Origin of the sequence: Mesorhizobium sp. M0293, assembly GCF_040321735.1 — a bacterium.
In the GTDB taxonomy this organism is placed as follows: domain Bacteria; phylum Pseudomonadota; class Alphaproteobacteria; order Rhizobiales; family Rhizobiaceae; genus Mesorhizobium.
Window position 1 is genome coordinate 1 of sequence record NZ_JAMYSA010000068.1, and the last position, 24,950, is coordinate 24,950.

The following is a 24,950-nucleotide window of genomic DNA, read 5'->3' on the forward strand; positions in this document are numbered from 1 at the left end:
CCCCGCCCCCCCCCCCCGGCGGCCCCCCCCCCCCCCCCGCCCCCACCCCCCCCCCCCCCCCCGGCCGTCCCCCCCCCCCCTCGCCCCCGCCGTTGGCGGGGGCGAGGAACCCAGGTTCTGAGAGGCCTGGCGCGGCGGCATGCGGCATAGCTGCACCTGTTCTGCGCCGCAGTGTTCTTCCTCCCCTTGCGCACGGGCCGCTTGGCGTTTAGCAAAGCGCCGGTTCAAATTCTTTCTGGGACGGTTTCTCCATGGCAACGAAGCATCTTTTCCTGCTCCCCGGCGACGGCATCGGTCCCGAGGCCATGGCCGAGGTCAAAAAGCTGATTGCGGCCATGAACGACAAGCTCGGCAGCGGTTTTGCCACCGAGGACGGTCTGGTCGGCGGCTGTGCCTATGATGCTCATGGCGCGGCGATCTCCGATGCCGACATGGAAAAGGCGATGGCGGCCGACGCGGTGCTGTTCGGCGCCGTCGGCGGTCCGAAATGGGATGCAGTGCCCTACGAGGTGCGCCCCGAAGCCGGCCTGCTGCGCCTGCGCAAGGACATGGAGCTGTTCGCCAACCTGCGCCCGGCCATCTGCTATCCGGCACTTGCGGCGTCCTCCTCGCTCAAGCAGGAGGTGGTCGAGGGTCTCGACATCTTGATCGTGCGCGAGCTGACCGGCGGCGTCTATTTCGGCGAGCCCAAGCAGATCATCGATCTCGGCAACGGCCAGAAGCGCGGCATCGACACGCAGGTCTACGACACGTTCGAGATCGAGCGCATTTCGGGCGTCGCCTTCGAGCTGGCACGGACGCGCAAGAACCACGTCACCTCGATGGAAAAGCGCAATGTGATGAAGTCGGGCGTGTTGTGGAACGAGGTCGTCACCCAGACCCACAAGGCGCGCTATTCAGACGTCAAGCTCGACCACATGCTGGCCGACGCCGGCGGCATGCAGCTGGTGCGCTGGCCAAAGCAGTTCGACGTCATCGTCACCGACAATCTGTTCGGCGACATGCTGTCCGACATCGCCGCCATGCTGACCGGTTCGATCGGGATGCTGCCGTCGGCCTCGCTCGGCGCACCTGACGTGAAGACCAAGAAGCGCAAGGCGCTCTACGAGCCGGTGCACGGTTCGGCCCCCGACATTGCCGGCAAGGGCATCGCCAACCCGATCGCCATGATCGCCTCCTTCGCCATGTGCCTGCGCTATTCCTTCGGCATGGTTGACGAAGCCGACCGCGTGGAAAGCGCGATCGCCGCCGTGCTCGACGCAGGCCTGCGTACCAAGGATATTTTCTCCCCCGGCATGACCGAGGTCGGCACGGTCGAGATGGGCGACGCGATCATCGCCAAATTCCTCGGCTGATCCTATGACGGTCGACGTCCGCTGGGCGACGATCAAGGACGAAGCGGCACTCGCGGCCATACTGTGCGAGATGGCGGAGCATTACCGGCAGCCGCCTCTCGATGCCGACCGGGCCCTGTCTGCTGCACGCAAATGGCTTGGCGAGGAAAGCCCGGCCTATCCGCATTTCGCGCTCGCCTTCGTCGACGGCGAGGTCAGCGGCTTGGCATCGGTGGCGATCGCGCATCCAGGTATCGATCTTGAGCGGCTGCTGTTCCTCAAGGACCTGTTCGTGCGCGACAACATCCGCAACGCCGGCGTCGGCCGGGCGCTGATCAGCTTCCTCGCCGATCATTGCCTCAGCCACGGCATTGGCCGTATCGACCTGACCACCGAAGATTGGAACGAGGGCGCGCTGCGTTTTTACGCGAGACTCGGCGCCGAACGCCACGGCCAGAAGGTCTTTCTCAGGCTTTCGGGCGGCGCTTTGAAGGCTATCGCCCCTAGACCCTGACCCCTGCTGGTATTGGTCCCCAGGGGTTTTCGCCTACCTGAGACTCGATCAGCCCGAAGATCAACAAGGCCGCTTCGCCGATGACTGGGATGAAGCAGATCAAGGCAAGCCAGCCACTCAGGCCGATGTCGTGAAGACGCCGCACGGTAAGCGCGATCCATGGCAGGCCGAATGCCAGGAGGAAAACACCGGCGGGTAGGAATCCGATCGACGTCCTACCCGCATTGATACCGAAGCCGTTGATGGCCAGATTGACGAGTATCCCGAAGCCAAGCAGCGTCACCAGCACGAGATTAAAGCATAGCCAAAAGGCCCAGAATTCCTTGCGGCGGGCGCGTCCGTTGAAATTGAAATAGTTCACGCTTACCGTGTTCCGGAAGTATGCCCACAGTCCCGTGGAACGAGTGGGCTGGTTTTCGGCGGTACGGCCGGGCTGGCCAGGGGTTGACGAGGGTGTGGTCGAACTCACGGCGACGATATTGTGTGCCGTGCCGTCATCCGGTTGGAATTCGACGATGGTGCCGCTGACGAGGGCTGCCCCTGATTCAGATCGTTACGGGCGAAGAAGTAACGCTTGCCGTCGACTCCATTGATGTAGCCGTAGTCCTGATCCTTGTCGTAGTGAAGCACCGCACCCCGCATGCTTGTCCCCCATCTATGCTGCGATAGGAAATACTACTCAGGGTTGCCTTGGATTGCAATATGCACGCCCGACTAAACCCTGACTCCCGCCGGCACCGGCCCCCACTGGTTTTCCCGGGCTTGCGTCGGGATCAACGCGAAGACCAGGATGATCAGGCTGCCGATGGTCGGGATGAGCACCACCAGGTAAAGCCATCCCGACAGGCCGATGTCGTGGATGCGGCGAACAGTCATGCCGAGGCTGGGCAGCAGTGTCGCCAGCACGAAGGTGCCGCAAAGGCCGACGGTTACCGCCGCCGATACGCTGCTGTCGAAATTGCCCATTTCATTGTCGGCGAAAAGACCGATGCCGCCGATGATCAGCAGCGAGACCACCCAGAACAGGAAATAGCTCCAATATTCCTTGCGGCGGGCGCGGCCGGCGAAATTGAAGTAGTTCTGCGTCACGCCGCGCCAGAAATAGCCCCAGAGATCGGTGGGCTCGGCTGGCTCGGATGAGCGGCCGAAATGCTGCGCCTGGAAAGAAGCTGCCGGTGCGTTGCCGGCTTGAGTCGATGCGGTGTTGGTTCCGGCCTCCGGGGTCGGGGCCCCGGTGGCGGTCTGGGTGGCGATTGAAAAAACGTCGCGCGCCTGGCCACCGCCCGGCTGGAACTCGACGACCGTGCCCTTGGGCATGGCCGTTTCCCGGCGCACGTTCTCGCGGGTGAAGGTGTAACGATTGCCATCGGCTCCGGTGATGAAGCCAAAACCCTGGTCCTCGTCATAATGAAGCACTTCGCCGCGCATAGGCCCACCCTCTCGCCACGTCCCGATGAAGATGTGGCACAGGGCCGAGCCGATGGGCAAGCGGCACCATGAAGTGCCTGCCGTCGCTGCCGGAAAATGAAGCTGCCTGCGATCTTATGAAGGCCGCTTCTTCGCTTTCTTGTGCTTGGGCGCCCCGGCGTTATCGAACTTCGGCTTGCCTGGCTTTTTCGCCCATGGCTTGGCCTCATGCGCGGCTGCCGGGCGCTGATCGGCTGACGCCGGTGTGGGCTTTTCGAACTTGCGCTTCGGCGCGTTGGGATCGAACGGTGCCTTGCCGCGATGCGGTTTCTTGTCGGGGCTTGGCGGCTGATAGCCGGCACGCGACAAATCGGGCTGGCCGTCCAGCCGCTTCACCAAAATGTTGCCTTGCAGCTTGCGGTCGGGACCAATCGCGGCCAGGAAGCGGTCGGCCCAGTCGGCTGATATCTGCACGAAGGTCTCTTCCGGTTGCATCTTTATGGCGCCGATCTCGCGCTTGCTGATGCTGCCGGTGCGGCACAGCATCGGGATCAACCAGCGCGGCTCGGCATTCTGCCTCCGCCCGATCGACAGCGAGAACCAGACGCTGGCGCCGAAATCGTCGCGGCGGCTGGGCGCCTCGTCGCGACGTACGAAACCTTCGCCCGCCGGTCGTTCACGCGACGGCGTGAACGGCGCGATTTCCATGAGATCCTCGGGCGCCGAGCGGCTGGCGCGGCACTGGCGCACGAAGGCGGCCGCCACCTGTTCGGCGCCATGTTTGGCGAGCAGCGCGTCGATGAAACCGCGCTCGTCCTCCTTCACCGGCTCGTCGAAAACCGGATCGGCGAGGATGCGTTCGTCGTCACGTCGGATCACGTCGTCGGCCGAGGGTGGGCTCGCCCATGTCGCCTTGAGGCCGGCGTTCTGCAACAGCCGTTCGGTGCGCTTGCGGGCGCTGTTGGGCACGATCAGCGCGCTGACGCCCTTGCGCCCGGCGCGGCCGGTGCGGCCGCTGCGATGCAGCAGCGTTTCCGGATTGGTCGGCAGGTCGGCGTGGATGACCAGTTCGAGGTTGGGCAGGTCGATGCCGCGCGCCGCCACATCGGTGGCGATGCAGACCTTGGCACGGCCGTCGCGCATCGCCTGCAAGGCATGGCTGCGCTCGTTCTGGCTGAGTTCGCCCGAGAGTGCGACGACGGAGAAGTTGCGGTTGTTGAAGCGCGCGGTGAGATGATTCACCGCGGCGCGCGTGTTGCAAAACACCAGCGCGTTCTTGGCTTCGTAAAAGCGCAGCACGTTGATGATGGCGTTTTCCCGGTCGGGCTGGGCAACGCTCAGCGCCCGGTATTCGATGTCGAGATGCTGCTTTTCTTCGCCGGCGGCCGAAATGCGCACGGCATCGCGCTGATAGCCCTGGGCAAGAGTGGCGATCGAGCGCGGCACGGTGGCCGAGAACATCAGCGTGCGGCGTTCGGCCGGGGCGGCGTCGAGGATGAATTCGAGGTCTTCGCGAAAGCCGAGGTCGAGCATCTCGTCGGCCTCGTCGAGCACCACCGCCTTGAGCGCCGACATGTCGAGCGAGTGCCGCGTGATGTGATCGCGCAGGCGGCCAGGCGTGCCGACGACGATATGGGCGCCGCGCTCCAGCACACGCCGCTCCGAGCGCATGTCCATGCCGCCGACGCAGGACGCCACCGTGGCGCCGGTCAGCTCGTAGAGCCATTCCAGTTCGCGCGTCACCTGCAGCGCCAGTTCGCGCGTCGGCGCCACGGCCAGCGCCAGCGGTGCCGCAGCGTGGCCGAAGCGCTCCGCGCCGTCGAGCAGGGTCGGCGCCAAAGCGAGGCCGAAGGCCACAGTCTTGCCGGAGCCGGTCTGCGCCGAAACCAGCGCATCGGCCTCACCGAGTTCGGGGGCGACAACCGCCTTCTGTACCGGCGTCAGCTCGGAATAGCCGCGTTTCTCCAGCGCCCTGGCAAGCGCTGGAACAAGTGCTTCGAAGTTGGACATCTCACTCTTTCGGAATTTAGGGTCTGCGCTCATCATGGAGCACATGCCGGGGCCGACCTAGCGCCAGCCAAAACAATCTTGGCCGTTCGTACTTCGCGCAGCCGCGATTGTACAGGGCGCGCGCAAAACCGGGTGTCGCTCGGCAATTGACTCTTGATGCAAACCGCGTAAAAGCCGGCACCGAACAGGACAGTTTCGATGCGCGGCCTTTTGATGGCGGTTCTTGCATTCGATTTCCCTGGCCACAATGCACATCATTGGGCCGGGCGCGTCGGCGCGTCTCCTCGTTCCAGCAAGATTTCGGGTTCCAGCAAAACCACGGCCAAAACCACCACCAAAACGGTGTGATTCCCTTGGCCTAACCACCCTCTCCCGGGTCCGGCCCGGGGGACGGAACCCGCATCCGGCCAGCGGGTTTCTCCAAAAACCAAGCGGAGAGGGACAGGAGATTTCTAATGAGTTTCAAGGTAGCGATCGTCGGCGCCACGGGCAATGTGGGCCGGGAAATGCTCAACATACTGGAAGAGCGCGGCTTTCCGGTAAGCGAAGTCGTGGCGCTGGCCTCGCGGCGCAGCCAGGGCACCGAAGTGTCGTTCGGCGACCGTACGCTGAAGGTCAGGTCGCTCGACCAGTATGATTTTTCCGACACGGACATCTGCATCATGTCGGCCGGCGGCAACGTCTCCAAGGAATGGTCGCCGAAGATCGGCAAGCAGGGCTGCGTCGTCATCGATAATTCGTCGGCCTTCCGCTACGACCAGGATGTGCCGCTGATCGTGCCGGAAGTGAATCCGGACGCGATCTCGCTGTTCACGCGCAAGAACATCATCGCCAACCCGAACTGCTCGACGGCGCAGCTCGTCGTGGCGCTGAAGCCGCTGCATGACTTCGCCACCATCAAGCGCGTCGTCGTCGCCACCTACCAGTCGGTGTCGGGCGCCGGCAAGGAAGGCATGGACGAGCTGTTCACGCAGACGCGCGCCGTGTTCGTCGCCGATACCGTCGACGTCAAGAAGTTCACCAAGCGCATCGCCTTCAACGTCATCCCGCATATCGACGTCTTCCTCGACGACGGCTTCACCAAGGAAGAGTGGAAGATGGTGGCCGAGACCAAGAAGATGCTCGATCCCAAGATCAAGCTGACGGCGACCTGCGTGCGCGTGCCGGTGTTCATCGGCCATTCGGAAGCGGTCAACATCGAGTTCGAAAAGCCGATCACCGCCGACGAAGCGCGCGACATCCTGCGCGAGGCGCCGGGCTGCCAGGTCTTGGACAAGCGCGAGGATGGCGGCTACATCACGCCGCTGGAATCGGCCGGCGAGGATGCCACCTTCATCTCGCGCATCCGCGAGGATTCGACCATCGACAACGGTCTGTCGATGTGGATCGTCTCCGATAATCTGCGCAAGGGAGCGGCGCTGAACGCGGTGCAGATCGCGGAACTGCTGGTCGAGCGCGGGCTGATCCAGCCGAAGAAGAAGGCGGCATAGTTTTCGCTCACGGGCCGTATCGCCGCTGCCGCGGCGGGCCCTCCGCGAGGGCGCCGGACGACCGGCGGCCCGCGGTCGCGGGCTCGGCCTTTGGCCGGATGAAGGCCGATCTCCCCCCTTGTGGGGGAGATGTCCGGCAGGACAGAGGGGGGCGCTGTCCCTCTATCCTCTCAATCAATCCCAATTGCACCCACAGCATATTTTGCCTTGTCACAGATGAGCTAAGTTGGCGTTCCTTCACGCCCCCCTCTGCCCTGCCGCCCACGAGGGGGGAGATCGGCAGCTTTGGCCGGTGCGCTACACTCTGTTCTCCTCGGCCAACTCCATCAACAGCTCCAGTGCTTCCTCCGCCCGGTCGGCGGGGACGAACAGATGGTCGTGGTAGAAGGCCGAGACCGGGTTGACGCCCATGCCGGCGGCGGCGAGCCGCGTGGTGATGGCGGCGAGGAAGCCGACGGCTTCCAGCGACGAATGGATGTTCAGCGTCACCATCCGGCAACGGAAGGAAGCGGTCAGGCCGGCTGCGTTGGCCGCCTCCTCGGTCACGATCAGCGTCAGGCCCTCGCGTTCGCGGAACACCATCACCGGCTCGAGCCCTTCCGGCTGGGAAACGCCAGGCGCCAGCGTGGCGAAGACATAGGTGCCGGCGAGCAGTTCCGGCGTCATCGATGCCAGCAGTATCTTCAGATCGGTTTCGCCGGTCATGTTGTCTTCTCTGTCGACCGATGAAGGTCGCTCGCCGCCACATACCTTCAATATCCGCCACTGACGAACATCGATAGTCCGCGCGCTGGACAGACGACATGCCGATGTCGCTGGCGGCAGGGCTTGCGGACCTGTTGCCGTCGCACAATAAAGGAGCTGAGGACCAGCGCCGGTCCGCGAAAGGCTTTTGATGATCGTCCGCCCGCGCCCACGCCTTCTGCACCTGTTCTTCATCATGCGCGGCTCGGTGGTGCCGCGCATCCTGCCGCAGATCCTTGGCTTTGCCGCCTATGGCGCGCTGGTGGTGGTGATAGTACGGGCGCTGAAGCTCGATTTCGGCAATGCCGGCACCGCGCCATTCGCGCTGCTCGGCGTGGCGCTGTCGATCTATCTCGGCTTTCGCAACAATGCCGCCTACGACCGCTGGTGGGAGGCGCGCAAATTGTGGGGCCAGCTGGTCTTCGACATCCGCAACCTGTCGCGTGCCTCCGCCGGCCTGGTCGACGACCGGACGGAATTGCGCGGCCTGCTGATGGAAGCGATCGCCTTCTGCCACTTTCTGCGCGGGCTGCTCAGGCGGGTCGACGCGGCGCCGGAGGCCCGCGCTTTCATCGGTGACGAAACCGAGACCGTCGCCAAGGCAGCGAACGCACCGGACGCAATGGTGCGCGGCATGGGCCGTCGTATCGCCGCGCTGCGCAAGGCCGGTGCGATCGATATGATCGGCTACCGCATCCTCGACGAGCGCCTGTCGGAAATCGCCGCCGCGCAGGCCGGATGCGAGCGCATCATGGGAACACCCCTGCCGTTCGCCTATACGCTGCTTCTGCAGCGCACCGCCTATGTCTTCTGCCTGCTCTTGCCCTTCGGGCTGGTCTCCGCCGCCGGGTGGGCGACGCCGCTGTTCACGGCGCTGATCGCCTACACTTTCTTCGGCCTCGACGCGCTGTCGGAAGAACTCGAGGACCCGTTCGGCACAGAGGCCAACGACCTCGCCCTCGACGGCCTCTGCCGCGTCTGCGAGATCTCGGTGTTCGAGGCGCTGGGCGAGACCCCGCCGAAAATGCTCTCGGCCGAGAAGTTCTATTTTTCGTAGATGAAACAGTGGACGCTAGTGGGACAGTACCCCCTCTGTCCTGCCGGCCAGAGGGGTGGGAAGGATCGCTACAGAACGGCTTTTGCTGTCACGACGCCAAAAAGAATCCGCATCCTGTCGGATCGCGGCCCCATGCCGCGTCCTTGGTTCGACCCCAGCGAAAAGGGCTCGAAACATCAGGAGGGACCATCATGAGCATTTCCGAAACCGCGCCCGTCTCGCCGGGCGCCCTGTGGACCGGCCGCGCGCTCAGCGGCGTCATCGTGCTTTTCATGATCTTCGACGGCGTCATCAAGCTGCCGCCGCTCGACATCGTCACCCAGACGATGGTGCCGCTCGGCTGGCCTGCCGACGCGAATGTCGCGCGCATGCTTGGCGTCATCGGCCTGATCTCGACCGTGCTCTACGCCTTGCCGCGCACCGCGGTGCTCGGTGCCATCCTGCTCACCGCCTATATGGGCGGCGCCATCGCCACCAATGTCCGCGTCGACAATCCGCTGTTCTCGCACACGCTGTTCGGCGTCTATCTCGGCATCATCCTGTGGGGCGGCCTGTATCTGCGCGACCCACGCGTGCGCGCGCTGATCCCGTTCAGCCGATAAGCCAAGAGGAAGAGAAAAATGTTCAGCACCATCCTCATCATCCTGCTCGTCATCATCGCCGCCGTGCTCCTCTATGCCGCGACACGGCCGAATGATTTCGTCACCACCCGCACGGCCAGCATCAAGGCCCCGCCGGAGGCGATCTTCCCGCTGATCAATGATTTCAGCCATTGGCCGGAATGGTCGCCCTACGAAAAGCTCGACCCGCAGATGAAGCGCACGCTGTCCGGCGCCGAGAGCGGCAAGGGTGCGGCCTATGCCTGGGAAGGCAATGCCAAGGCCGGCAAAGGGCGCATGGAGATCGTCAATTCGGTGACGTCGTCGCTGGTGTCGCTGAAACTCGATTTCGAGAAGCCGTTCAGGGCCAACAACAGCGTCGACTTCACGTTGACGCCGTCGGGCGACAACACTGCCGTCACCTGGGCGATGCGCGGCAGCCGGCCCTTCATCGCCAAGCTGATGGGCCTGTTCATGAACTTCGACACGCTGATCGGAAAGGATTTCGAGGTCGGCCTCGCCAATCTGAAACGTCTGAGCGAAAAGTGACGTCAGCCGTCCCAGCTTACGGGGCAAGCCGTAGCGTTCGCGAGCATCTCAACGAAGGCCACCAGGCATTCCCCGGGTTATCCGCAAAGGATCAAAATCCCTTTGCCGACAATGTCTTCGGGATCAAATCGCCGAGTTGCGAGTTAGAGATTCACCTGGCGGTGGAGGCGGCTCCTACTGGAGAGGAACGACAATGAAGAAAACGATGCTTTTGATGGCCCTGCTGGTGCCGCTCGTCGTCGCTTGTTCACAAACGGAAAAGGGGGCGGCTGTCGGCGGACTGGGTGGCGCTGCCGTCGGCGCGGCGGTCGCCAACAATCCGGTTCAGGGCGCGGTGGTCGGCGGCGCTGTCGGCGCTGTTGCCGGTGCGTTGATCGGCCGGGCGAGCGAACGGGGCGAATGCCGTTATCGCGATCGTTATGGCCGCGTCTACATCGACCGCTGCCCCTGGGGTTTTGGTCGGTGTCGTAAACTTTATCTCCAATAACCATACCGGCGGCCCTGGGGCCCTCCTTTTTCCTGGATGCGATAGTAATGGTTATTCGGCGGTAGCGGCTTCGGCCTCGGCCGGTGCTGCTGCGGCGGCCGCAGCCGCGGCAGCGGCGTCTTCCTGCGCCTTCTTCAAGAGCGAAGCGCGTTCCTGCGCCTTCTTGCCCGGCTCGGCCTTCTTCGGGTTGGAGCGGGCGTCGCGCTTGACGAGGCCGGCCTCGTCGAGGAAGCGCAGCACGCGATCGGTCGGCTGGGCGCCATGCGCCAGCCAATGCTTGACGCGATCGGCGTCGACCTTGACGCGTTCGCCGTCCTTCGGCAGCAGCGGGTTCCACGAGCCGATCGACTCGATGAACCGGCCATCGCGCGGCGAACGGGCGTCGGCGATAACGACGTGGTAGTAAGGACGCTTCTTCGAGCCCGCACGGGCCAGTCGGATCTTCAAGGGCATTTCTTTTCTCCTAAAAACTTTAAGTTCGTTGATTGGGTTTCAGTTGGTTTTCGTCACGCCGTTGGAAGCGGGGTCTTTGTTCCGCCGTTGCTCGAAGCGGCGATCTGTTCGTGGTGGCGGATCACTTCGCGGACGACGAAGTTGAGGAATTTTTCCGCGAAATCCGGGTCGAGATGGGCATCCTTCGCCCGCTGGCGAAGGCGGGCGATCTGCTGCTGTTCGCGTGCCGGGTCGGCCGGCGGCAACCCATGCGTCGCCTTCAGCACGCCAACCGCCTTGGTGCAGCGGAAGCGCTCGGCCAGCATGTGGATGAGGGCCGCGTCGATGTTGTCGATCGAGGCGCGATAGTCGGCCAGGATGGTGCGTGCGTCGGCCATGTCTTTCTCTTCGTTCATGGCGTCCTCACTTCTTCTTGCCAAGGCCAGGTAGCCCGCCGCCCATTCCGGGCAGACCGGGAAGTTTCATGCCGCCGGGCAGCCCGGGCAGGCCGTCGCCACCGGAAAGACCCTTCATGCCGCCAAGGCCGGATGCCTGGGCTTGCTTCTGCAAGGCTTCGAGCTGCTTGGGGTCCATCTTCGACAGGTCCGGCATGCCGCCGCCCATCATGCCACCCATGCCGCCCGGCATGCCGCCGAGGCCCATCTTGTTAGCGAGGCCGCCCATCATGCCGCGCATCAGGCCGCCGCCTTTGCCCTTGCCGCCCATCGCCTTCATCATGTCGGCCATGCCGCGGTGCATCTTCAGCAGCTTGTTGATTTCGGCCGCGTCGGTGCCGGAACCGGCGGCGATGCGCTTCTTGCGCGAATGCTTGAGCATGTCGGGGTTGGCGCGCTCGGCCTTGGTCATCGATGAGATGATGGCGAGCTGGCGGCCGAACATCTTGTCGTCGAGACCGGCGGCCGCCATCTGGTCCTTCATCTTACCCATGCCGGGCATCATGCCCATGATGCCGCCCATGCCGCCCATCTTCGACATCTGCTGAAGCTGGCTGGCGAGGTCGTTCAGGTCGAACTTGCCCGACTGCATCTTCTTGGCCATCGCCGCCGCCTGCTCGGCGTCGATGTTTTCGGCGGCCTTCTCGACGAGCGAGACAATGTCGCCCATGCCGAGGATGCGGTCGGCGATGCGCTTGGGGTGGAATTCTTCCAGCCCGTCCATCTTTTCGCCGGTGCCGATCAGCTTGATCGGCTTGCCGGTGACGGCGCGCATCGAAAGTGCCGCACCGCCGCGGCCGTCGCCGTCCATGCGGGTCAGCACCAGGCCGGTGATGCCGACGCGCTCGTCGAAGCTTTTCGCCAGGTTGACGGCGTCCTGGCCGGTCAGCGAGTCGGCGACCAGCAGGATCTCGTGCGGGCTCGACACCTTCTTGATGTCGGCCATCTCGACCATCAGCGGCTCGTCGATATGGGTACGGCCGGCAGTGTCGAGGATGACGATGTCGTGGCCGCCGAGCTTGGCCGCCTGCACGGCGCGGCGGGCGATGTCGACCGGCGACTGACCGTCGATGATAGGCAGCGTGGCGACCTTGACCTGTTCGCCGAGCTGGCGAAGCTGCTCCTGCGCGGCGGGGCGCCGCGTGTCGAGCGAGGCCATCAGGACTTTCTTGTTCTGACGCTCGGAAAGGCGCTTGGCGATCTTGGCCGAAGTGGTCGTCTTGCCGGAACCCTGCAGGCCGACCATCATGATGACGACCGGTGCCGGCGCATTGAGATCGATGGCGACGCCCTCGGCGCCGAGCATCTCGACCAGCTCGTCATGGACGATCTTGACGACCATCTGGCCGGGCTTGATCGACTTGACCACGGCGGCGCCGACGGCCTTCTCGCGCACCTTGTCGGTGAACGAGCGCACCACTTCCAGCGCCACGTCCGCCTCGAGCAGCGCACGGCGCACCTCGCGCAGTGCCGCCGAGACATCAGCCTCGGACAGGGCACCGCGGCCGGTCAGGCCGTTCAGGATCGAACCAAGACGTTCCTGTAGCGATTCAAACATTCGTTTTCCTTTTCCCTGGCACCCGGATGATGCCCGAGAGGTAATGCGTTCGCGCCCAGTGTCCAACCAAAAGCCAAAACCAAAAAGCACCCGGGGGCGCTCAGCGCTGCCGGGTGTTGGCCTCCAGGATCGATTTACAGCACTTGACCTCGAAGAGGTTTCGGCGTCCTGGTCGGCTTGCTCGGAGGGATACTCGTCGCGGAATTCGGGGCGTGTAGACAGGAAATCGGCACAGGAGTCAAGACAAGCGCCGTGTCGCGTTGTTTCCCTGGGCTGCAATCAGGCCGAGTTTGCTTCATCCGGAAGCTCGGCGGCAACCCTGAGCGGCGAGCGCGGATGTAAAAGCAGCATGATCGTCAGCAGGCTGCAGGCGATGCCGATGAAGGCGATGAGCACTGCATCGGCTGTCGTCCAGCCTGGTCCTTCGAGCGGCCTGGCATTGAACAGGGCGAAGGAATTGTAGCTTTCCTGATGCGAGATCAGCAGGAAGCCGGTCAGATTGTTGCCGAGATGAGCACCGAGGGCGGCGCCGAGATTGCCGGTGGCATAAACGACAACCGTCAGCAGCAGCGCGAAAGCGGCGATCGAGGCGAGCACGCAGGCGTTGATGGCGGCGGATGAGCTGGGACTCCAATGCAGCGCGGTGAACAGCAGCGCCGGCAGCAGTGCCCAGATGAACGGGCTCCTGAACCGGTTGGCCAGACCGCGCAGCAGATAGCCGCGGAACAGCGCCTCTTCCGAAGATGTCTGCAGCCAGGTGAGCGCGACGATCGGGATTGCAAACAGCAGCCAGGACGACAGACTGATCGGACCGCGCGCGATCTCGGGCCGCAAGAGATAGAGCAGGATCTCGGATATGAGCGAGGTGATCAGCACCGCGATCAGCCCCTTGAGGAAACCTGACCGCGACACGCGGTGGCTGACGCCGAGGAGCGCCGACAGCTTCTCGCCATGCACCCAGCGCATGGCCATCCACAGGCCGATCCAGATGCCGGCAAAAGAGGCGAGCGCAGTGAGGATGCCGAGGGGCGAGGCGAGGAAGCCCTGCACGCCGGATGACGCCGCCGCACCCTCCTGCCAGGCAAAGAAGGCATAGATCCCGCCCAATAGCACGGCCACGGTCGTTGCAGCCCAGAACAGGATGACGATCGCCGTTCCCAGGAGCAGTCGTGGCAAGGTCGTCCGGGCGTTGGGCGAGCGCCTATAGCGTTCGAAGGCGGCCGAATCGATCGTCACACGGGCTCCTTTGCCGAATTTATCGCCTGTTGATCTAGCCCCTGTTGATCTAGCCGATGGCCCGGAAAATCGGAATCGATTTTCGCAAAGGGTTCATGCGCACACCTAGCCGCTGCATATCCAGGGGCGCGGTGCCGCAGGATCGACCGCCTGCCTGGTCACCAGGCGGCCACTACTGTCGCGGCGGCCGGCTGGTGCAATTCCATGTCAGCGTACGACGTACATGATGCGCCGCGTCTGCGGATCGATCAGCGCCCGTTGGCCGTTCACATAGACGTAGCGATAGTTGTAGTCCGGAATTTCGCGCAGCTCGACGGTGTCGGGCAAGATCGCGCCGGTCACCACTTCGCCGTCGAGATAGACAGGGTCGAGGCGATGCGTGTCGACATAGGTCCGGACTTCGGCCGGAGGCGGGGGAAAGTCATCCACGACCGGATCGCTGGCGATGATCGCGCCAGTATAGTCGGTCGAATAGTCGTCCGGCGGCGAGACGACAGCAACGCTGGAACGCCGTTGCGTCAGCACCACCCGGCTGCCGCCGAAATCAGCCGTCACATAGTCGGAATAGACCCAGCCCTGGCCACCGGCCTCGGCGATGGTGCACCATTTGCTGTTTTCGATGCAACCATTGAGCGTCGCCGACTGGCCGGCGGCAAGCACGCCGATGACAGGATATTGCGGACCGGGCCCGGCGCGCACGTTGAGATCGGTGACGGCAGAGACGGCGGTGTCGGCAAACGCGGCGCCCGACATCACGGTCAGCAGTCCGGCGACTGCGGGGAACAAAAGGGATTTCATGGTTTCTCTCCGTTTTCATGGTCCCTCGCCAGCGAAAACGGGTCAGTGGCCTATGCGTTCCCGCCTAAAACGACTGCGCCAACTCACGATTTGTTCCCTTTTCTATAGGCAAACCGGTCAGAAGTTCGTGAACGAAGGCCAATTTCCGTGCCGTGCCGTCCGAAATGACGAAGGGGTAGAGGTCGGGCAGGCCCATGCAGCGGTTGATCGAATTGGAGGCTTCAGACAGCACCAGCCAACGGGCCAGGATCTTTTCGAAAGGCTCGGGCGCGGTCGCCGGCTCGGAAGGTGCGGCTTGCAGCCCGCCGCCGGTATCGCCTTGCGGTAGGTCGTTGGCTTCCACCGTCTCCAGCCGGCCGAGCGGAAAGTTCAGCGCGTGGACCATTTCCAGCGTGTCGGTGATATGCAGATGGTGGGCCCAGGTTTCGGCCCAATCCTCCCACGGATGCGAGGTCGCATAAGCCGAGATATGGCTTTGTTGCCAGTCGGGCGCAGCGCCATTGGCATAATAGGCCTTCAGCGCCTGTTCGTAGTCGGTGCGGTCGTCGCCGAACAGCGCGCGGAAAGCGTCCAGCTTTTGCGGGTCGTCGCGGATCAGGCGATCCCAGTAATAATGGCCGAGTTCATGGCGGAAATGGCCGAGCAAGGTGCGATAGTTCTCGCCCATCTCGACGCGCCGCTTCTCGCGTTCGGCTGAATCCGCCTCGGCGACATTGAGCGTGATCAGGCCATTGTCGTGGCCGGTCAGGATGCGCTCGCCGCCGGGGCCACCGCCGATCGGATCGGCGAGGAAGTCGAAGGCCAGCCCAATCTCGTCGGCAGGGTTCTGCTTGGGCGCCACCGGCAGCCCGAAGGCCAGCAGCGAATAGATGGCGCGCTTCTTCGCCGCCTCGACGCGGATCCAGCGGCGGCGGTTGCCGTCGACGGAAAGATCGGGGATCAGCTGGTTCAGCGCGCAGGCGCGGCAAAACCCCTGTCCCGGCTCGGCCATCCAGTTGCAGGCGCATTCGTCGGCGTTGGTGCAATGAAAGACGCCGCCGGCATCCGACAGCGCAAAGGTGGCGTGCTCGGGATCGTAGAGCACGAGACTCCCGCAGCTCAGGCACTGGGCGTTCTCGAAGTAGAGGCGGTGGCCGCAATGCGGACAGTCGAAGAGTTTCATGTCGGTCTCTAACCTTCAGAGCCAGCATATTCAGGGCGGCAGGTGCCCAACGCGGACCGCCAACCGGCGTTCCCACATATCGAGGCTATTCGCCGCAAGATGCCCGCCGCCAGCAGGGCCCAGGCTGTGTTAACACCCACCGAGCCGGCGCCGATGATCACGATATCGACGCCTTTCGTGGGGCCGCTTGCCACAATAATCACTTGATCGTAGGCAAATTCCACGGCATTCGCCAGCAATGCAGCGGCGACAGTGACAAGGGCGTGTTTCGCTGGCAAGTTCGCAATTGGGACGTGATTCAGGCAACCAGGAGAACAACATGGCATTTCTTGCCAAGGGAAAGATGTTTGCAGCGGCCGTAGTGTCGGTGCTTGCGCTGGCAACGGGCGCGCAGGCGGGGGCCAGCTGTGGCAAGACCGGCGCCGGCTTCGAGGCTTGGAAGCCGGAGTTCGCCGCGGAGGCCAAGTCCGAAGGTGTAGGCGCCAAGGGTCTGGCCGCTCTGGCTGGCGCCACCTACGCAACAAAGACGATTTCCGTCGACCGCGGCATTCACAAGGCTTTCAGCGGCTCGGTGGACGATTTCATGAAGCGGCGTGGCGGGTCCGCGATCATTTCCAAGGGCCGCTCGCTGAAGAAGTCGAACGCGGCACTGTTCGCCAAGATCGAAGCGAACTACGGCGTGTCGCCGGGTGTGCTGCTCGCCATCTGGGGCATGGAAACCGGCTTCGGTTCCTCCATGGGCAACCAGAATACGGTCTCCGCCATTTTGACGCTTGCCTATGATTGCCGTCGCCCGGGTTTCTTTTATCCGCATGCCATTGCAGCCCTGAAGCTGGTTGATCGCGGGGCGTTGACAGCCTCGTCGGTCGGCGCCGCGCATGGCGAGATTGGCCACACGCAGTTCCTGCCCGGAAATGTCTTGAAGTATGGTGTCGGCGGCGGAAACCTGCGCGACAAGGGCACAGCGCTGGCTTCCACCGCCAACTTCCTCAAGGGTCATGGCTGGCGTGCCGGTGCGAGCGCGAGTGCGAATATGGGCGCAATTGCCGGCTGGAATTCCGCGAGCGTTTATCAGCAGGCCATCGCCCGCATCGCCACGGCGATCGACGGCGACTGATAGCTGGAATCTCCGACCGAAGGCCCGGCTATGCGCCGGGCCAACTGAATCAATCGCTTCAGTTTGAATTGGTACTTCACGGGCGGCGCCGGTGCCGACAATCGGTCTCGGCAGGGACGCCGGGTTTGTTTGAGGCGATTGAAGATCAGCCCTTACGGTTGCGCGCGGCGAGCGTGCGCAGCCGCAGCGCGTTGAGGCGGATGAAGCCGGCGGCGTCCTTCTGGTCGTAGGCGCCACGGTCGTCCTCGAAGGTGACCAGCGCATCGGAATACAGCGTCTTCTTCGACTTGCGGCCGGTGACCATGACGTTGCCCTTGTAGAGCTTCAGCCGCACCGTGCCTTCGACGTCTTCCTGGCTCTTGTCGATCATCGCCTGCAGCATCAGCCGTTCGGGCGCGAACCAGAAGCCGTTGTAGATCAGCTCGGCGTAGCGCGGCATGAACTCGTCCTTGAGGTGGGCGGCGCCCCGGTCGAGCGTGATCGATTCGATGGCGCGATGCGCTGATATCAGGATGGTGCCGCCGGGCGTCTCGTAGACGCCGCGCGATTTCATGCCGACGAAGCGGTTCTCGACCAGGTCAAGCCGGCCGATACCATTGTCGCGGCCGAGATCGTTGAGTGCCGCCAGCATGGTCGCCGGCGACAGTTTCTTGCCGTTGAGTGCGATGGGATCGCCCTTGAGGAATTCGATCTCGATCTCGGTGACGGTATCAGGCGCATCCATCGGCGAAACGGTGCGCTGGTGGACGAATTCCGGCGGCTCGGTCCACGGATCTTCCAGCACCTTGCCCTCGGAAGAGGAGTGCAGGAGGTTGGCGTCGACCGAGAATGGGGCGTCGCCCTTCTTGTCCTTGGGCACCGGGATCTGGTGCTGCTCGGCGAAATTGATCAGGTCGGTGCGCGACTTGAACGACCAGTCGCGCCACGGTGCGATGACCTTGATATCGGGGTTCAGCGCGTAGGCCGAGAGTTCGAAGCGAACCTGGTCGTTGCCCTTGCCGGTGGCGCCGTGCGCAATCGCGTCGGCACCCGTTTCCCTGGCGATCTCGACCAGATGCTTGGAGATCAGCGGCCGCGCGATCGAGGTTCCCAGAAGGTAGGTGCCTTCATAGACGGTGTTGGCGCGGAACATCGGAAAGACGAAATCGGAGACGAATTCCTCGCGCACGTCGACGACGCGGATGTCCTTAATCCCCATCATCTCGGCCTTGCGGCGTGCCGGCTCGAGTTCGCCGCCCTGGCCGAGATCAGCGGTGAAGGTGACGACTTCGGCCCCGAGTTCGGTCTGCAGCCATTTCAGGATGATGGATGTGTCGAGACCGCCGGAATAGGCGAGCACGACTTTCTTGACGTCTTTGGCCTTGGACATTTCTACTCCGTCGATGGCGGACGCCCCAGCCGAGGCGTCACGGATTGTCGGAGGGCCTTTTAGCAGGAACGGCAAAGCGAGCAAGCACGCGCGCGCCCAGACTTCTGATCCAGCGCGTGGCGGGCGGCGACCTGAGCAAGGGAAACAACCTGCTGCAATCAAAGGCTGCATTTACCTGCAGCATTTAATCAAGTTTTCACGCCCTGCCGCTAATATGAGGAGAAAGCTGTGTTGGCGACGTGCCAGGACGGCCTTGCCTGCTTCGTCGCGGGCACCCTCGGGCTTGGGTCGTTCCTGATGCGCGTCATATCATGTATCGTTACGGAGCATAATCTGTGGCTCGTCCTGCTGGCGGCGCTGATGTGCGTCACCGGCTGCTGGGTGACGATCGGCCTCTTCGACCGCGCCAGGAAAACCGCCGGCGTGCAGATGCGCGGCTGGCTGTTCCTGACAGCGGTCGCCGCCGGTTCCTCGATCTGGTGCACGCACTTCATCGCCATGCTGGCCTACCAGCCGGGCGCGCCGATCACCTTCGATCCGGTTCTGACCATGGTGTCGCTGGTCATCGCCATCGCCGGAACCGGAGCTGGCTTCACCCTTGCATCCGACAAGAGCCGGCGTCTTGCCCCGGAGTGGGGCGGATGTGTCGTCGGGCTGGCGATATCGGCCATGCACTACACCGGCATGATGGCATATCACGTCGCCGGCATCGTCGAGTGGGACGGCTCCTATGTCGCCGCCTCGCTGGTCATTTCGGCGGCGTTTTCCGCCGTGGCCGTCGGCCATGCCGTGCGCCGGCCATACCGCTGGTCGCAATATCTTGGTATCGGGCTGCTGGTGCTGGCGATCGTCGGGCTGCATTTCACGGCTATGGCGGCGGTGGCGGTGACGCCGCTGTCCTTCATCAGCACCGGCACCAATCCCGATATTCTCGTGGCGATGGCGGTCGCCGTCGCTATCGTCGGCCTGATCGTCGCGGCCACCGGCTTCGCCAGCTATCTGATCGACGAACGCGGCCGCCTGGAAAGCTTCGAGCGGCTTCAGCATCTTGCCCTCAACGATGCCCTCACCGGCCTTGCCAACCGGGTCTCCTTCAACGATCGCCTCGACCATGAGATCGAGCGCGCACGGGAGGACAAGGGCACGATGACGGCCGTCATTGTCATCGATCTTGATCGCTTCAAGGAGATCAACGACCTCAGGGGGCACGCAGCCGGCGACCAGGCGCTCAAGATCGTCGCCCGAAGGCTGGCGAAACTCACCGGTGACGGCGAATTCGTCGCCCGGCTCGGCGGTGACGAGTTCGCCGCGATCAAGCGCTTCAAGGATCAGAACGAGCTTCTCGGCCTGGTCTCGCGGCTGGAGAAATCCCTGTTCGAGCCGTTGCGGCTCGACGATTTCGAAATCGCCGCGGGCGCCAGCATCGGCGTCGCGGTCTATCCGCGCGACGGCGCCGATCGGGAGCGGCTGGTCAGCAATGCCGATCTTGCCATGTACCGGGCAAAGAACGACGTGACGCGGGCCGTTTGCTTCTACGAATCCGCCATGGACGAGACGGCGCGGGCGCGCCGCGCGCTGGCCACCGACCTTCGGCAGGCGATCGAGCGCGGCGAGCTTTCGCTCCACTATCAGGTGCAGACCTCGGTCCCGACAGGCGCCACCTGCGGCTACGAGGCGCTGCTGCGCTGGACCCATCCCGTGCATGGCATGATCCCGCCCGCCGAATTCATCCCGATTGCCGAGGAGAACGGCTCCATCATGGCGATCGGCGAATGGGTTCTGCGGACCGCTTGCCGGCAGGCAGCCTCGTGGGACAATGCTCACAAGATCGCGGTCAATTTGTCGCCGGTGCAGTTCGCCCATGCCGATCTCGCCAAGCTCGTCCACCAGATCCTGGTCGAGACCGGGCTGTCGCCGAAACGGCTGGAGCTCGAGCTGACCGAATCGACGATCGTCGCCGACAAGGTGCGGACGCTGCATGTCCTGCGCCAGATCAAGGCGCTGGGGGTGACGATCGCGATCGACGATTTCGGAACCGGCTATTCCTCCCTCGATACGCTGCGCTCGTTTCCCTTCGACAAGATCAAGCTCGACCGTTCGTTCATGGCCGATGTCGAGCGAAGCCCGCAGGCCAAGGCGATCATCCGGGCGGTGCTGACGCTGGGCCGCAGCCTCGACATTCCGGTGCTCGCCGAAGGCGTCGAGACGCATGTCCAACTCACCATCCTGCAAGTCGAAGGCTGCAACGAGGCGCAAGGCTACTTCCTCGGCCGGCCCAAGCCGATCGACCAGATACTGCTCATCGGGGGCCCCGACGTCCCGACCGATCAGCCCGCCATCGAGGAGCCGGCCAGGATGCGGCTGAGCAGGCAGGCATAGGATCGCAAGTTGGCTCCCCAGCTGATGCCTTCGCCATACGCCTGCTGGATCGACCATCTGGATCGCTCCTGCGTCTGGCACCGTCGCGGCGCATCCTGTATAGGCCCTTCCAATCCCCTGGGGCCGCTCATGTCGTTCATTCCAGACACCACCACGCTGATCCAGTTCGCCATCGCCACCGTCATCCTGGCGATCACGCCGGGTCCGGACATGACCTTGTTCGTCTCGCGCACGCTGAGCCAGGGCCGCGCCACCGGCTTTGCCTCGATGGCCGGTGCGCTGTGCGGCACGCTGATCCACACCACGCTGGTGGTGGTCGGTGTCTCGGCGTTGATCGTCGCCTCGCCGATGGCCTTCTTCGTGCTAAAGATCTTTGGCGCCGGCTATCTCGTTTTCCTGGCCTGGCAGGCGATCACCAGGGGCTCGGCATTTTCGCCGGAAAAGAAGACCGGCCCCGAGATTTCGCTGTTGCGCAGCTGGGCTGCCGGGCTCGGCGTCAATTTGCTCAATCCGAAGATCATCCTGTTCTTCATGACCTTCCTGCCGCAGTTCGTCTCCGCGCATGATCCGAACGCACCGGGAAAACTGTTTTTCCTGGGCACGATGTTCATCGTGCTGTCGATCCCGGTGACGGTGCCGATGGTGCTGGCGGCGGAAAAGTTCTCGGCGGCGATGAAGGCCAGCCCGCGTGTCACGCGGGTGGTCGATTATCTCTTCGCCGGCGTGTTCTCCGCCTTCGCGCTCAAGATCCTGACGGCCCAGGCGAAGTAGGGGCGTTCTCGTCCTTCCACCAGCTTCCGGCCCAGCGCCCGGCGCTCAGCCAGTAGAAGATGCCGCCGACCATGCCGCCGCCAATCACCGCCATGATGGCGCTGGTGTCGGTAACCGCGAAGGTGGTGTCGCCGCTGTGGCCGACCATGCCGAGGAAAACGCCGGCAACCACCGCGCCCGCCAACGCATAGAACAGCCAGTCGCGCCGGCCGAGGATTTCGGCCAGCAGGATGACGACGCAAGCCGGCATCAGGGCGAAATAGGCGACGAACAGGGCGAAGAAGGGAATTGAGAAATACAGCGAAGCCGGTGCCGTCGCCGCGTGCTCCGGCGTGTAGCCCAGCGATGCCAGGAACAGGATGTTGAGGAAGGCGCTCGCCGCCAGCGAGGCGACGGCATAGCCGAACAGGATAACAGTGAAACGGACGAGGTAGCCGACCAGACGGGTCATCCCAGATCCCGGCCCAAATCCCGGCATATGCCGGACTTGCGTCCGGCCAGAAACCAGTAGACCGAACCGGCGGCAATGCCGGCCGTGGCCAGAAAACCGAGAAAGCCCGGATTGAAAACAAAGCTGCCGGCCGAGCGCGGCATGGACACGCCAAAGGTGATAGACGTGATCGCACCCGTGGCGGCAAAGTAGAACCAACCCCGAAGCGAAAACCGTTCAGCGACAAAGAGCGCGGGGCCGACGATCAACAGCGCGCCGATCATCACGGTCAGCACAGCGAGCGGGAAGGAGCCCAGCCAGTCGAAGGCGAAGATGATGGACCAGTTGCCGTCTTCTATACCTTCCAGAAGAGCGATCAGCAGCACGGGGACCAGGATCGAGGTCAACACGGCGGCGAAATAGCCGACTGCCATCATGGCGAGGCGCTTCAGCCAGGCGAGGCGGCGGCTCACGCCTCGCCGTGCCCCGCTATCATCATGGCCTCCAGCGCCAGCCGGTCGACCTTGCGCATGCGCTCGGAGTCCGACTTGAGCTGGCCGCAGGCGGCGAGGATGTCGCGGCCGCGCGGCGTGCGGATCGGCGAGGCGTAGCCGGCATTGTTGATGTAGTCGGCGAATTTCTCGATCGTCTCCCAGTCCGAGCACTGGTAGTTGGTGCCCGGCCACGGGTTGAATGGGATCAGGTTGATCTTGGCCGGAATGCCCTTGAGCAGCTTGATCAGGCCCTTGGCGTCCTCGATGGAATCGTTGACGTCCTTCAGCATGACATATTCGAAGGTGATGCGCCTAGCGTTCGACAGGCCGGGATAGGCGCGGCAGGCAGCGATCAGGTCCTTCAGCGGATACTTCTTGTTGATCGGCACCAGGAGGTCGCGGAGATCGTCGTTGGTGGCATGCAGCGAGATAGCCAGCATGACGCCGATCTCCTCGCCGGTGCGGAAGATTTCCGGCACGACGCCGGAGGTCGACAGCGTGATGCGCCGCTTCGACAAGGACAGGCCATCGCCATCGGAGGCGATCAGCAGCGCCTTCTTCACCGCTTCGAAATTATAGAGCGGCTCGCCCATGCCCATCATGACGATGTTGGAGACTTTGCGGCCCTCGGCCGGCACGATGGCGCCGTCGGGCGTGTCTCGATCGGGGAAATCGCCAAGCCGGTCGCGGGCGGTGAGCAACTGGGCGAGGATCTCTTCCGCGGTCAGGTTGCGCACCAGCTTCTGCGTGCCGGTGTGGCAGAACGAACAGGTCAGCGTGCAGCCGACTTGCGAGGAGATGCAGAGCGTGCCGCGGCCTTCCTCGGGAATATAGACGGTCTCGATCTCGACGGGCCGCCCAGCGCCGCGCGGCGGAAAGCGGAACAGCCATTTGCGCGTGCCGTCGGAGGAAATCTGTTCCTCGACGATTTCGGGCCTGGCGACGGTGAAGTGCTTGTCCAGTTCGGCGCGCAAATCCTTGGAGATGTTGAACATGCCGGCGAAGTCGGAAACACCGCGCACATACATCCAGTGCCAGAGCTGCTGGGCGCGCATTTTCGCCTGGCGTTCCGGCACGGTTCCCGAAGCGACAAGGGCCTCGCCGAGCTCAGTGCGCGTCAGGCCGATCAACGACTGCTTTTCGGGCAGTGCCGCACGGGCACGCAACGCGTCACGGGCGCCTTCGGTGGTGAGATCGAATGAAAGGGTCATGGTTGCACAGATATAAGCGGTTTGCGGCCGATTTCACTTATCGTGCCGGCATGAAGCGCGGCGCATAGCACAGGTTGAGGGCAGAGTCATGCGGTGGGAATGCAAACCATAGATGCCGGCCGACGGTCCGCTATGGCGATCTGGCAACCTTCTCCTGTCCTCCCGCTGCGAGGGGAGCGATCACATGATCGTGTAGTCGTAACGATTCCCATCCGCCTTCGAAGTCTGAAGAGGGCGACCATGCCCGTACAAAATGGGAGTATGCAGAATGAACTCGATTAAGCTCGCCGTGATTGCCGGCCTCGTCGGCCTTTCCGCCTCGCAGGCATTTGCCGAAGACGCGATGGGCACAATGACCATGATGAAGGGCGGAGAGGTGACGGCGATCATGCCGGATGGGCATATGGGCACCATGAAGCCGGACGCGAAGATGGCGGCCGAGATGATGAAGATGGCAAAGCCGATCAAGCACTGCATGATGATGATGACCGACGCCAAGGGCAAAGCCTATATGATCGACACGTCGACCAAGAAGGCTCAGGCCGAATGTGAAAAAATGGCCATGTAAGACTGAACCGCCGGCGCACGCCGGCCTGAAAAAGCAAAAGGCCGCGCTTTGCGGCGCGGCCTTCAATTCAAAGCGCAGCTTTGCCTATTTGCAAGCCTGTCTATTTGCATTTGGCGATCGACGTCAGCGCCGCCGAAATGCCCTTCAGCGAGAAGACATAGGAGGTCGGGTTGCCGCGGCCGGACTTCGCGGTCACCTTCATGTCGGTGCCGGTCTTCATGGCGGCGATCAGCACCGGCTCCTCGGCGGCATTCTCAACCCAGGCCGACTTGCCGCGCGTGAACATCGAGAAGGTCTTCTTGTCGATGGTGACGGTGGCTTTGGAGCCTTCCTGGAAATTGTAGCCGGCGATGAATTGCGGCTCGTAGGACACCTGCTGGCCGGGCCGCTGGCTGACGAAGAAGAACATGTCGCCATGATCGAGCGTCGGCGGCTGCTTGTCGGTCGGCACGGTCAGGACATAGCAGACCTTGCCGCCCGATGCCTGGTAGCTGTAGGTGCCCCAGGCATTGTGCTGGCCGATCTTGGTCGCCGACTGCGCCAGTGCCGGCGCCGCCACGGCCACCAAGACCAGGCTCGAAACTATAGCAATCAATCCGCGCATCGTTTTTCCTGTATTCCAAAGGTGCGGCGGCAGGCCGGCTTGGCGTCCTGCCCGTCGCTTCATTTTGATTTAATCTGGGTTACCAAACGGTGAATTTCCTTTGAGAAAAGGACCCTCACCCAAGGAAACCGCCGCCATTCCCGCGCCGCCGCCCTCTCAGCGGGTGGCGCGACGT

General features: G+C 63.5%; 28 protein-coding genes. 12 read left to right on the forward strand and 16 right to left on the reverse strand.

The window, feature by feature from the left end:
- Positions 1–251: 251 nt before the first annotated feature.
- Both leuB and NKJ06_RS23095 read left to right on the forward strand, forming a co-directional pair.
- The gene (gene leuB / locus NKJ06_RS23090) at positions 252–1,355 is read left to right on the forward strand and encodes a 3-isopropylmalate dehydrogenase (RefSeq protein WP_352632168.1); all 1,104 of its coding nucleotides are present in this window, start codon (positions 252–254) and stop codon (positions 1,353–1,355) included.
- 4 nt (positions 1,356–1,359) lie between these two features.
- Entirely contained in the window at positions 1,360–1,848 is a 489-nt protein-coding gene (locus tag NKJ06_RS23095) for a GNAT family N-acetyltransferase (protein ID WP_352632170.1), read from the forward strand.
- Here NKJ06_RS23095 and NKJ06_RS23100 read toward each other — a convergent pair.
- The 4 genes from NKJ06_RS23100 to NKJ06_RS23115 form a co-directional block, all read right to left on the reverse strand.
- Positions 1,838–2,209 (reverse strand): DUF805 domain-containing protein, encoded by a 372-nt coding sequence (locus NKJ06_RS23100; protein WP_352632171.1) that lies wholly within the window; start codon positions 2,207–2,209, stop codon positions 1,838–1,840. The two genes, NKJ06_RS23095 and NKJ06_RS23100, sit on opposite strands and share 11 nt — an antisense overlap.
- Positions 2,210–2,313: 104 nt before the next feature.
- Complete coding sequence (locus tag NKJ06_RS23105) at positions 2,314–2,490, reverse strand: hypothetical protein (protein WP_352632173.1); 177 nt, start codon at positions 2,488–2,490, stop codon at positions 2,314–2,316.
- Between the two features lie 72 nt (positions 2,491–2,562).
- Positions 2,563–3,276, reverse strand: coding sequence for a DUF805 domain-containing protein (locus NKJ06_RS23110; protein ID WP_352632175.1), 714 nt, complete (start codon positions 3,274–3,276; stop codon positions 2,563–2,565).
- A 114-nt stretch (positions 3,277–3,390) separates the two neighbouring features.
- The gene (locus NKJ06_RS23115; protein WP_352632177.1) at positions 3,391–5,265 is read right to left on the reverse strand and encodes a DEAD/DEAH box helicase; all 1,875 of its coding nucleotides are present in this window, start codon (positions 5,263–5,265) and stop codon (positions 3,391–3,393) included.
- Between the two features lie 198 nt (positions 5,266–5,463).
- Between NKJ06_RS23115 and NKJ06_RS23120 the strand changes: the two genes are divergently transcribed.
- Both NKJ06_RS23120 and NKJ06_RS23125 read left to right on the forward strand, forming a co-directional pair.
- Positions 5,464–5,613, forward strand: coding sequence for a hypothetical protein (locus tag NKJ06_RS23120; RefSeq protein ID WP_352632179.1), 150 nt, complete (start codon positions 5,464–5,466; stop codon positions 5,611–5,613).
- Positions 5,614–5,720: 107 nt separating this feature from the next.
- Positions 5,721–6,755, forward strand: coding sequence for an aspartate-semialdehyde dehydrogenase (locus NKJ06_RS23125; RefSeq protein WP_352632181.1), 1,035 nt, complete (start codon positions 5,721–5,723; stop codon positions 6,753–6,755).
- A 297-nt stretch (positions 6,756–7,052) separates the two neighbouring features.
- Here NKJ06_RS23125 and NKJ06_RS23130 read toward each other — a convergent pair whose 3' ends face one another.
- Positions 7,053–7,460 carry an ACT domain-containing protein gene (locus NKJ06_RS23130; RefSeq protein ID WP_352632183.1) on the reverse strand — a complete coding sequence of 136 codons (408 nt, stop codon included), beginning with the start codon at positions 7,458–7,460 and terminating at the stop codon, positions 7,053–7,055.
- A 190-nt stretch (positions 7,461–7,650) separates the two neighbouring features.
- Between NKJ06_RS23130 and NKJ06_RS23135 the strand changes: the two genes are divergently transcribed.
- The 4 genes from NKJ06_RS23135 (at position 7,651) to NKJ06_RS23150 (ending at position 10,191) form a co-directional block, all read left to right on the forward strand.
- The gene (locus NKJ06_RS23135) at positions 7,651–8,556 is read left to right on the forward strand and encodes a bestrophin family protein (protein WP_352632185.1); all 906 of its coding nucleotides are present in this window, start codon (positions 7,651–7,653) and stop codon (positions 8,554–8,556) included.
- 191 nt (positions 8,557–8,747) lie between these two features.
- Positions 8,748–9,158 carry a DoxX family protein gene (locus tag NKJ06_RS23140; RefSeq protein ID WP_352632187.1) on the forward strand — a complete coding sequence of 137 codons (411 nt, stop codon included), beginning with the start codon at positions 8,748–8,750 and terminating at the stop codon, positions 9,156–9,158.
- Between the two features lie 18 nt (positions 9,159–9,176).
- Positions 9,177–9,704, forward strand: a complete 528-nt coding sequence (locus NKJ06_RS23145) for an SRPBCC family protein (protein WP_352632189.1) — start codon at positions 9,177–9,179, stop codon at positions 9,702–9,704.
- Positions 9,705–9,897: 193 nt separating this feature from the next.
- Positions 9,898–10,191, forward strand: coding sequence for a YMGG-like glycine zipper-containing protein (locus NKJ06_RS23150; RefSeq protein ID WP_352810741.1), 294 nt, complete (start codon positions 9,898–9,900; stop codon positions 10,189–10,191).
- A gap of 51 nt (positions 10,192–10,242) precedes the next feature.
- Here NKJ06_RS23150 and rpsP read toward each other — a convergent pair whose 3' ends face one another.
- From rpsP to NKJ06_RS23180, 6 genes are all read right to left on the reverse strand, one after another.
- A complete protein-coding gene (rpsP, locus tag NKJ06_RS23155) occupies positions 10,243–10,644 on the reverse strand; it encodes a 30S ribosomal protein S16 (RefSeq protein ID WP_023811330.1) in 402 nt (133 codons plus the stop codon).
- A gap of 53 nt (positions 10,645–10,697) precedes the next feature.
- Positions 10,698–11,039, reverse strand: a complete 342-nt coding sequence (locus NKJ06_RS23160; protein WP_352810743.1) for a chorismate mutase — start codon at positions 11,037–11,039, stop codon at positions 10,698–10,700.
- Between the two features lie 7 nt (positions 11,040–11,046).
- On the reverse strand, positions 11,047–12,636 hold the full coding sequence (gene ffh / locus NKJ06_RS23165) for a signal recognition particle protein (protein WP_352632195.1): 1,590 nt from the start codon (positions 12,634–12,636) through the stop codon (positions 11,047–11,049).
- A gap of 279 nt (positions 12,637–12,915) precedes the next feature.
- A complete protein-coding gene (locus NKJ06_RS23170; protein ID WP_352632197.1) occupies positions 12,916–13,872 on the reverse strand; it encodes a CPBP family intramembrane glutamic endopeptidase in 957 nt (318 codons plus the stop codon).
- A 207-nt stretch (positions 13,873–14,079) separates the two neighbouring features.
- Positions 14,080–14,670, reverse strand: coding sequence for a DUF1236 domain-containing protein (locus NKJ06_RS23175; protein WP_352632198.1), 591 nt, complete (start codon positions 14,668–14,670; stop codon positions 14,080–14,082).
- A gap of 64 nt (positions 14,671–14,734) precedes the next feature.
- The gene (locus tag NKJ06_RS23180) at positions 14,735–15,832 is read right to left on the reverse strand and encodes a zinc-binding metallopeptidase family protein (protein ID WP_352632200.1); all 1,098 of its coding nucleotides are present in this window, start codon (positions 15,830–15,832) and stop codon (positions 14,735–14,737) included.
- 319 nt (positions 15,833–16,151) lie between these two features.
- On the opposite strand from NKJ06_RS23180, the gene NKJ06_RS23185 reads away from it, so the two are divergent.
- Complete coding sequence (locus NKJ06_RS23185; RefSeq protein WP_352632202.1) at positions 16,152–16,949, forward strand: lytic murein transglycosylase; 798 nt, start codon at positions 16,152–16,154, stop codon at positions 16,947–16,949.
- A 145-nt stretch (positions 16,950–17,094) separates the two neighbouring features.
- Here the strand turns inward: NKJ06_RS23185 and NKJ06_RS23190 are convergent, their stop codons facing one another.
- Complete coding sequence (locus NKJ06_RS23190; RefSeq protein WP_352632204.1) at positions 17,095–18,318, reverse strand: argininosuccinate synthase; 1,224 nt, start codon at positions 18,316–18,318, stop codon at positions 17,095–17,097.
- A gap of 231 nt (positions 18,319–18,549) precedes the next feature.
- Here NKJ06_RS23190 and NKJ06_RS23195 point away from each other — a divergent pair, with 231 nt between their 5' ends.
- Both NKJ06_RS23195 and NKJ06_RS23200 read left to right on the forward strand, forming a co-directional pair.
- Positions 18,550–20,697, forward strand: coding sequence for a putative bifunctional diguanylate cyclase/phosphodiesterase (locus tag NKJ06_RS23195; protein WP_352632206.1), 2,148 nt, complete (start codon positions 18,550–18,552; stop codon positions 20,695–20,697).
- A 129-nt stretch (positions 20,698–20,826) separates the two neighbouring features.
- Positions 20,827–21,468, forward strand: coding sequence for a LysE family translocator (locus NKJ06_RS23200; RefSeq protein WP_352632208.1), 642 nt, complete (start codon positions 20,827–20,829; stop codon positions 21,466–21,468).
- Here NKJ06_RS23200 and NKJ06_RS23205 read toward each other — a convergent pair.
- From NKJ06_RS23205 to rlmN, 3 genes are read right to left on the reverse strand one after another with little or no spacing between them, the layout of a single operon-like run.
- Positions 21,440–21,919, reverse strand: coding sequence for a hypothetical protein (locus NKJ06_RS23205; protein ID WP_352632209.1), 480 nt, complete (start codon positions 21,917–21,919; stop codon positions 21,440–21,442). The genes NKJ06_RS23200 and NKJ06_RS23205 overlap by 29 nt on opposite strands.
- A complete protein-coding gene (locus tag NKJ06_RS23210; RefSeq protein ID WP_352810746.1) occupies positions 21,916–22,335 on the reverse strand; it encodes a hypothetical protein in 420 nt (139 codons plus the stop codon). The genes NKJ06_RS23205 and NKJ06_RS23210 overlap by 4 nt, the downstream gene beginning before the upstream one ends.
- A 32-nt stretch (positions 22,336–22,367) precedes the next feature.
- On the reverse strand, positions 22,368–23,603 hold the full coding sequence (gene rlmN / locus NKJ06_RS23215) for a dual-specificity RNA methyltransferase RlmN (protein ID WP_352632213.1): 1,236 nt from the start codon (positions 23,601–23,603) through the stop codon (positions 22,368–22,370).
- 268 nt (positions 23,604–23,871) lie between these two features.
- Here rlmN and NKJ06_RS23220 point away from each other — a divergent pair, with 268 nt between their 5' ends.
- Complete coding sequence (locus tag NKJ06_RS23220; protein ID WP_352632215.1) at positions 23,872–24,171, forward strand: hypothetical protein; 300 nt, start codon at positions 23,872–23,874, stop codon at positions 24,169–24,171.
- Between the two features lie 100 nt (positions 24,172–24,271).
- Here the strand turns inward: NKJ06_RS23220 and NKJ06_RS23225 are convergent, their stop codons facing one another.
- Positions 24,272–24,775 carry an invasion associated locus B family protein gene (locus NKJ06_RS23225; RefSeq protein ID WP_352632217.1) on the reverse strand — a complete coding sequence of 168 codons (504 nt, stop codon included), beginning with the start codon at positions 24,773–24,775 and terminating at the stop codon, positions 24,272–24,274.
- Between the last annotated feature and the right edge of the window lie 175 nt (positions 24,776–24,950).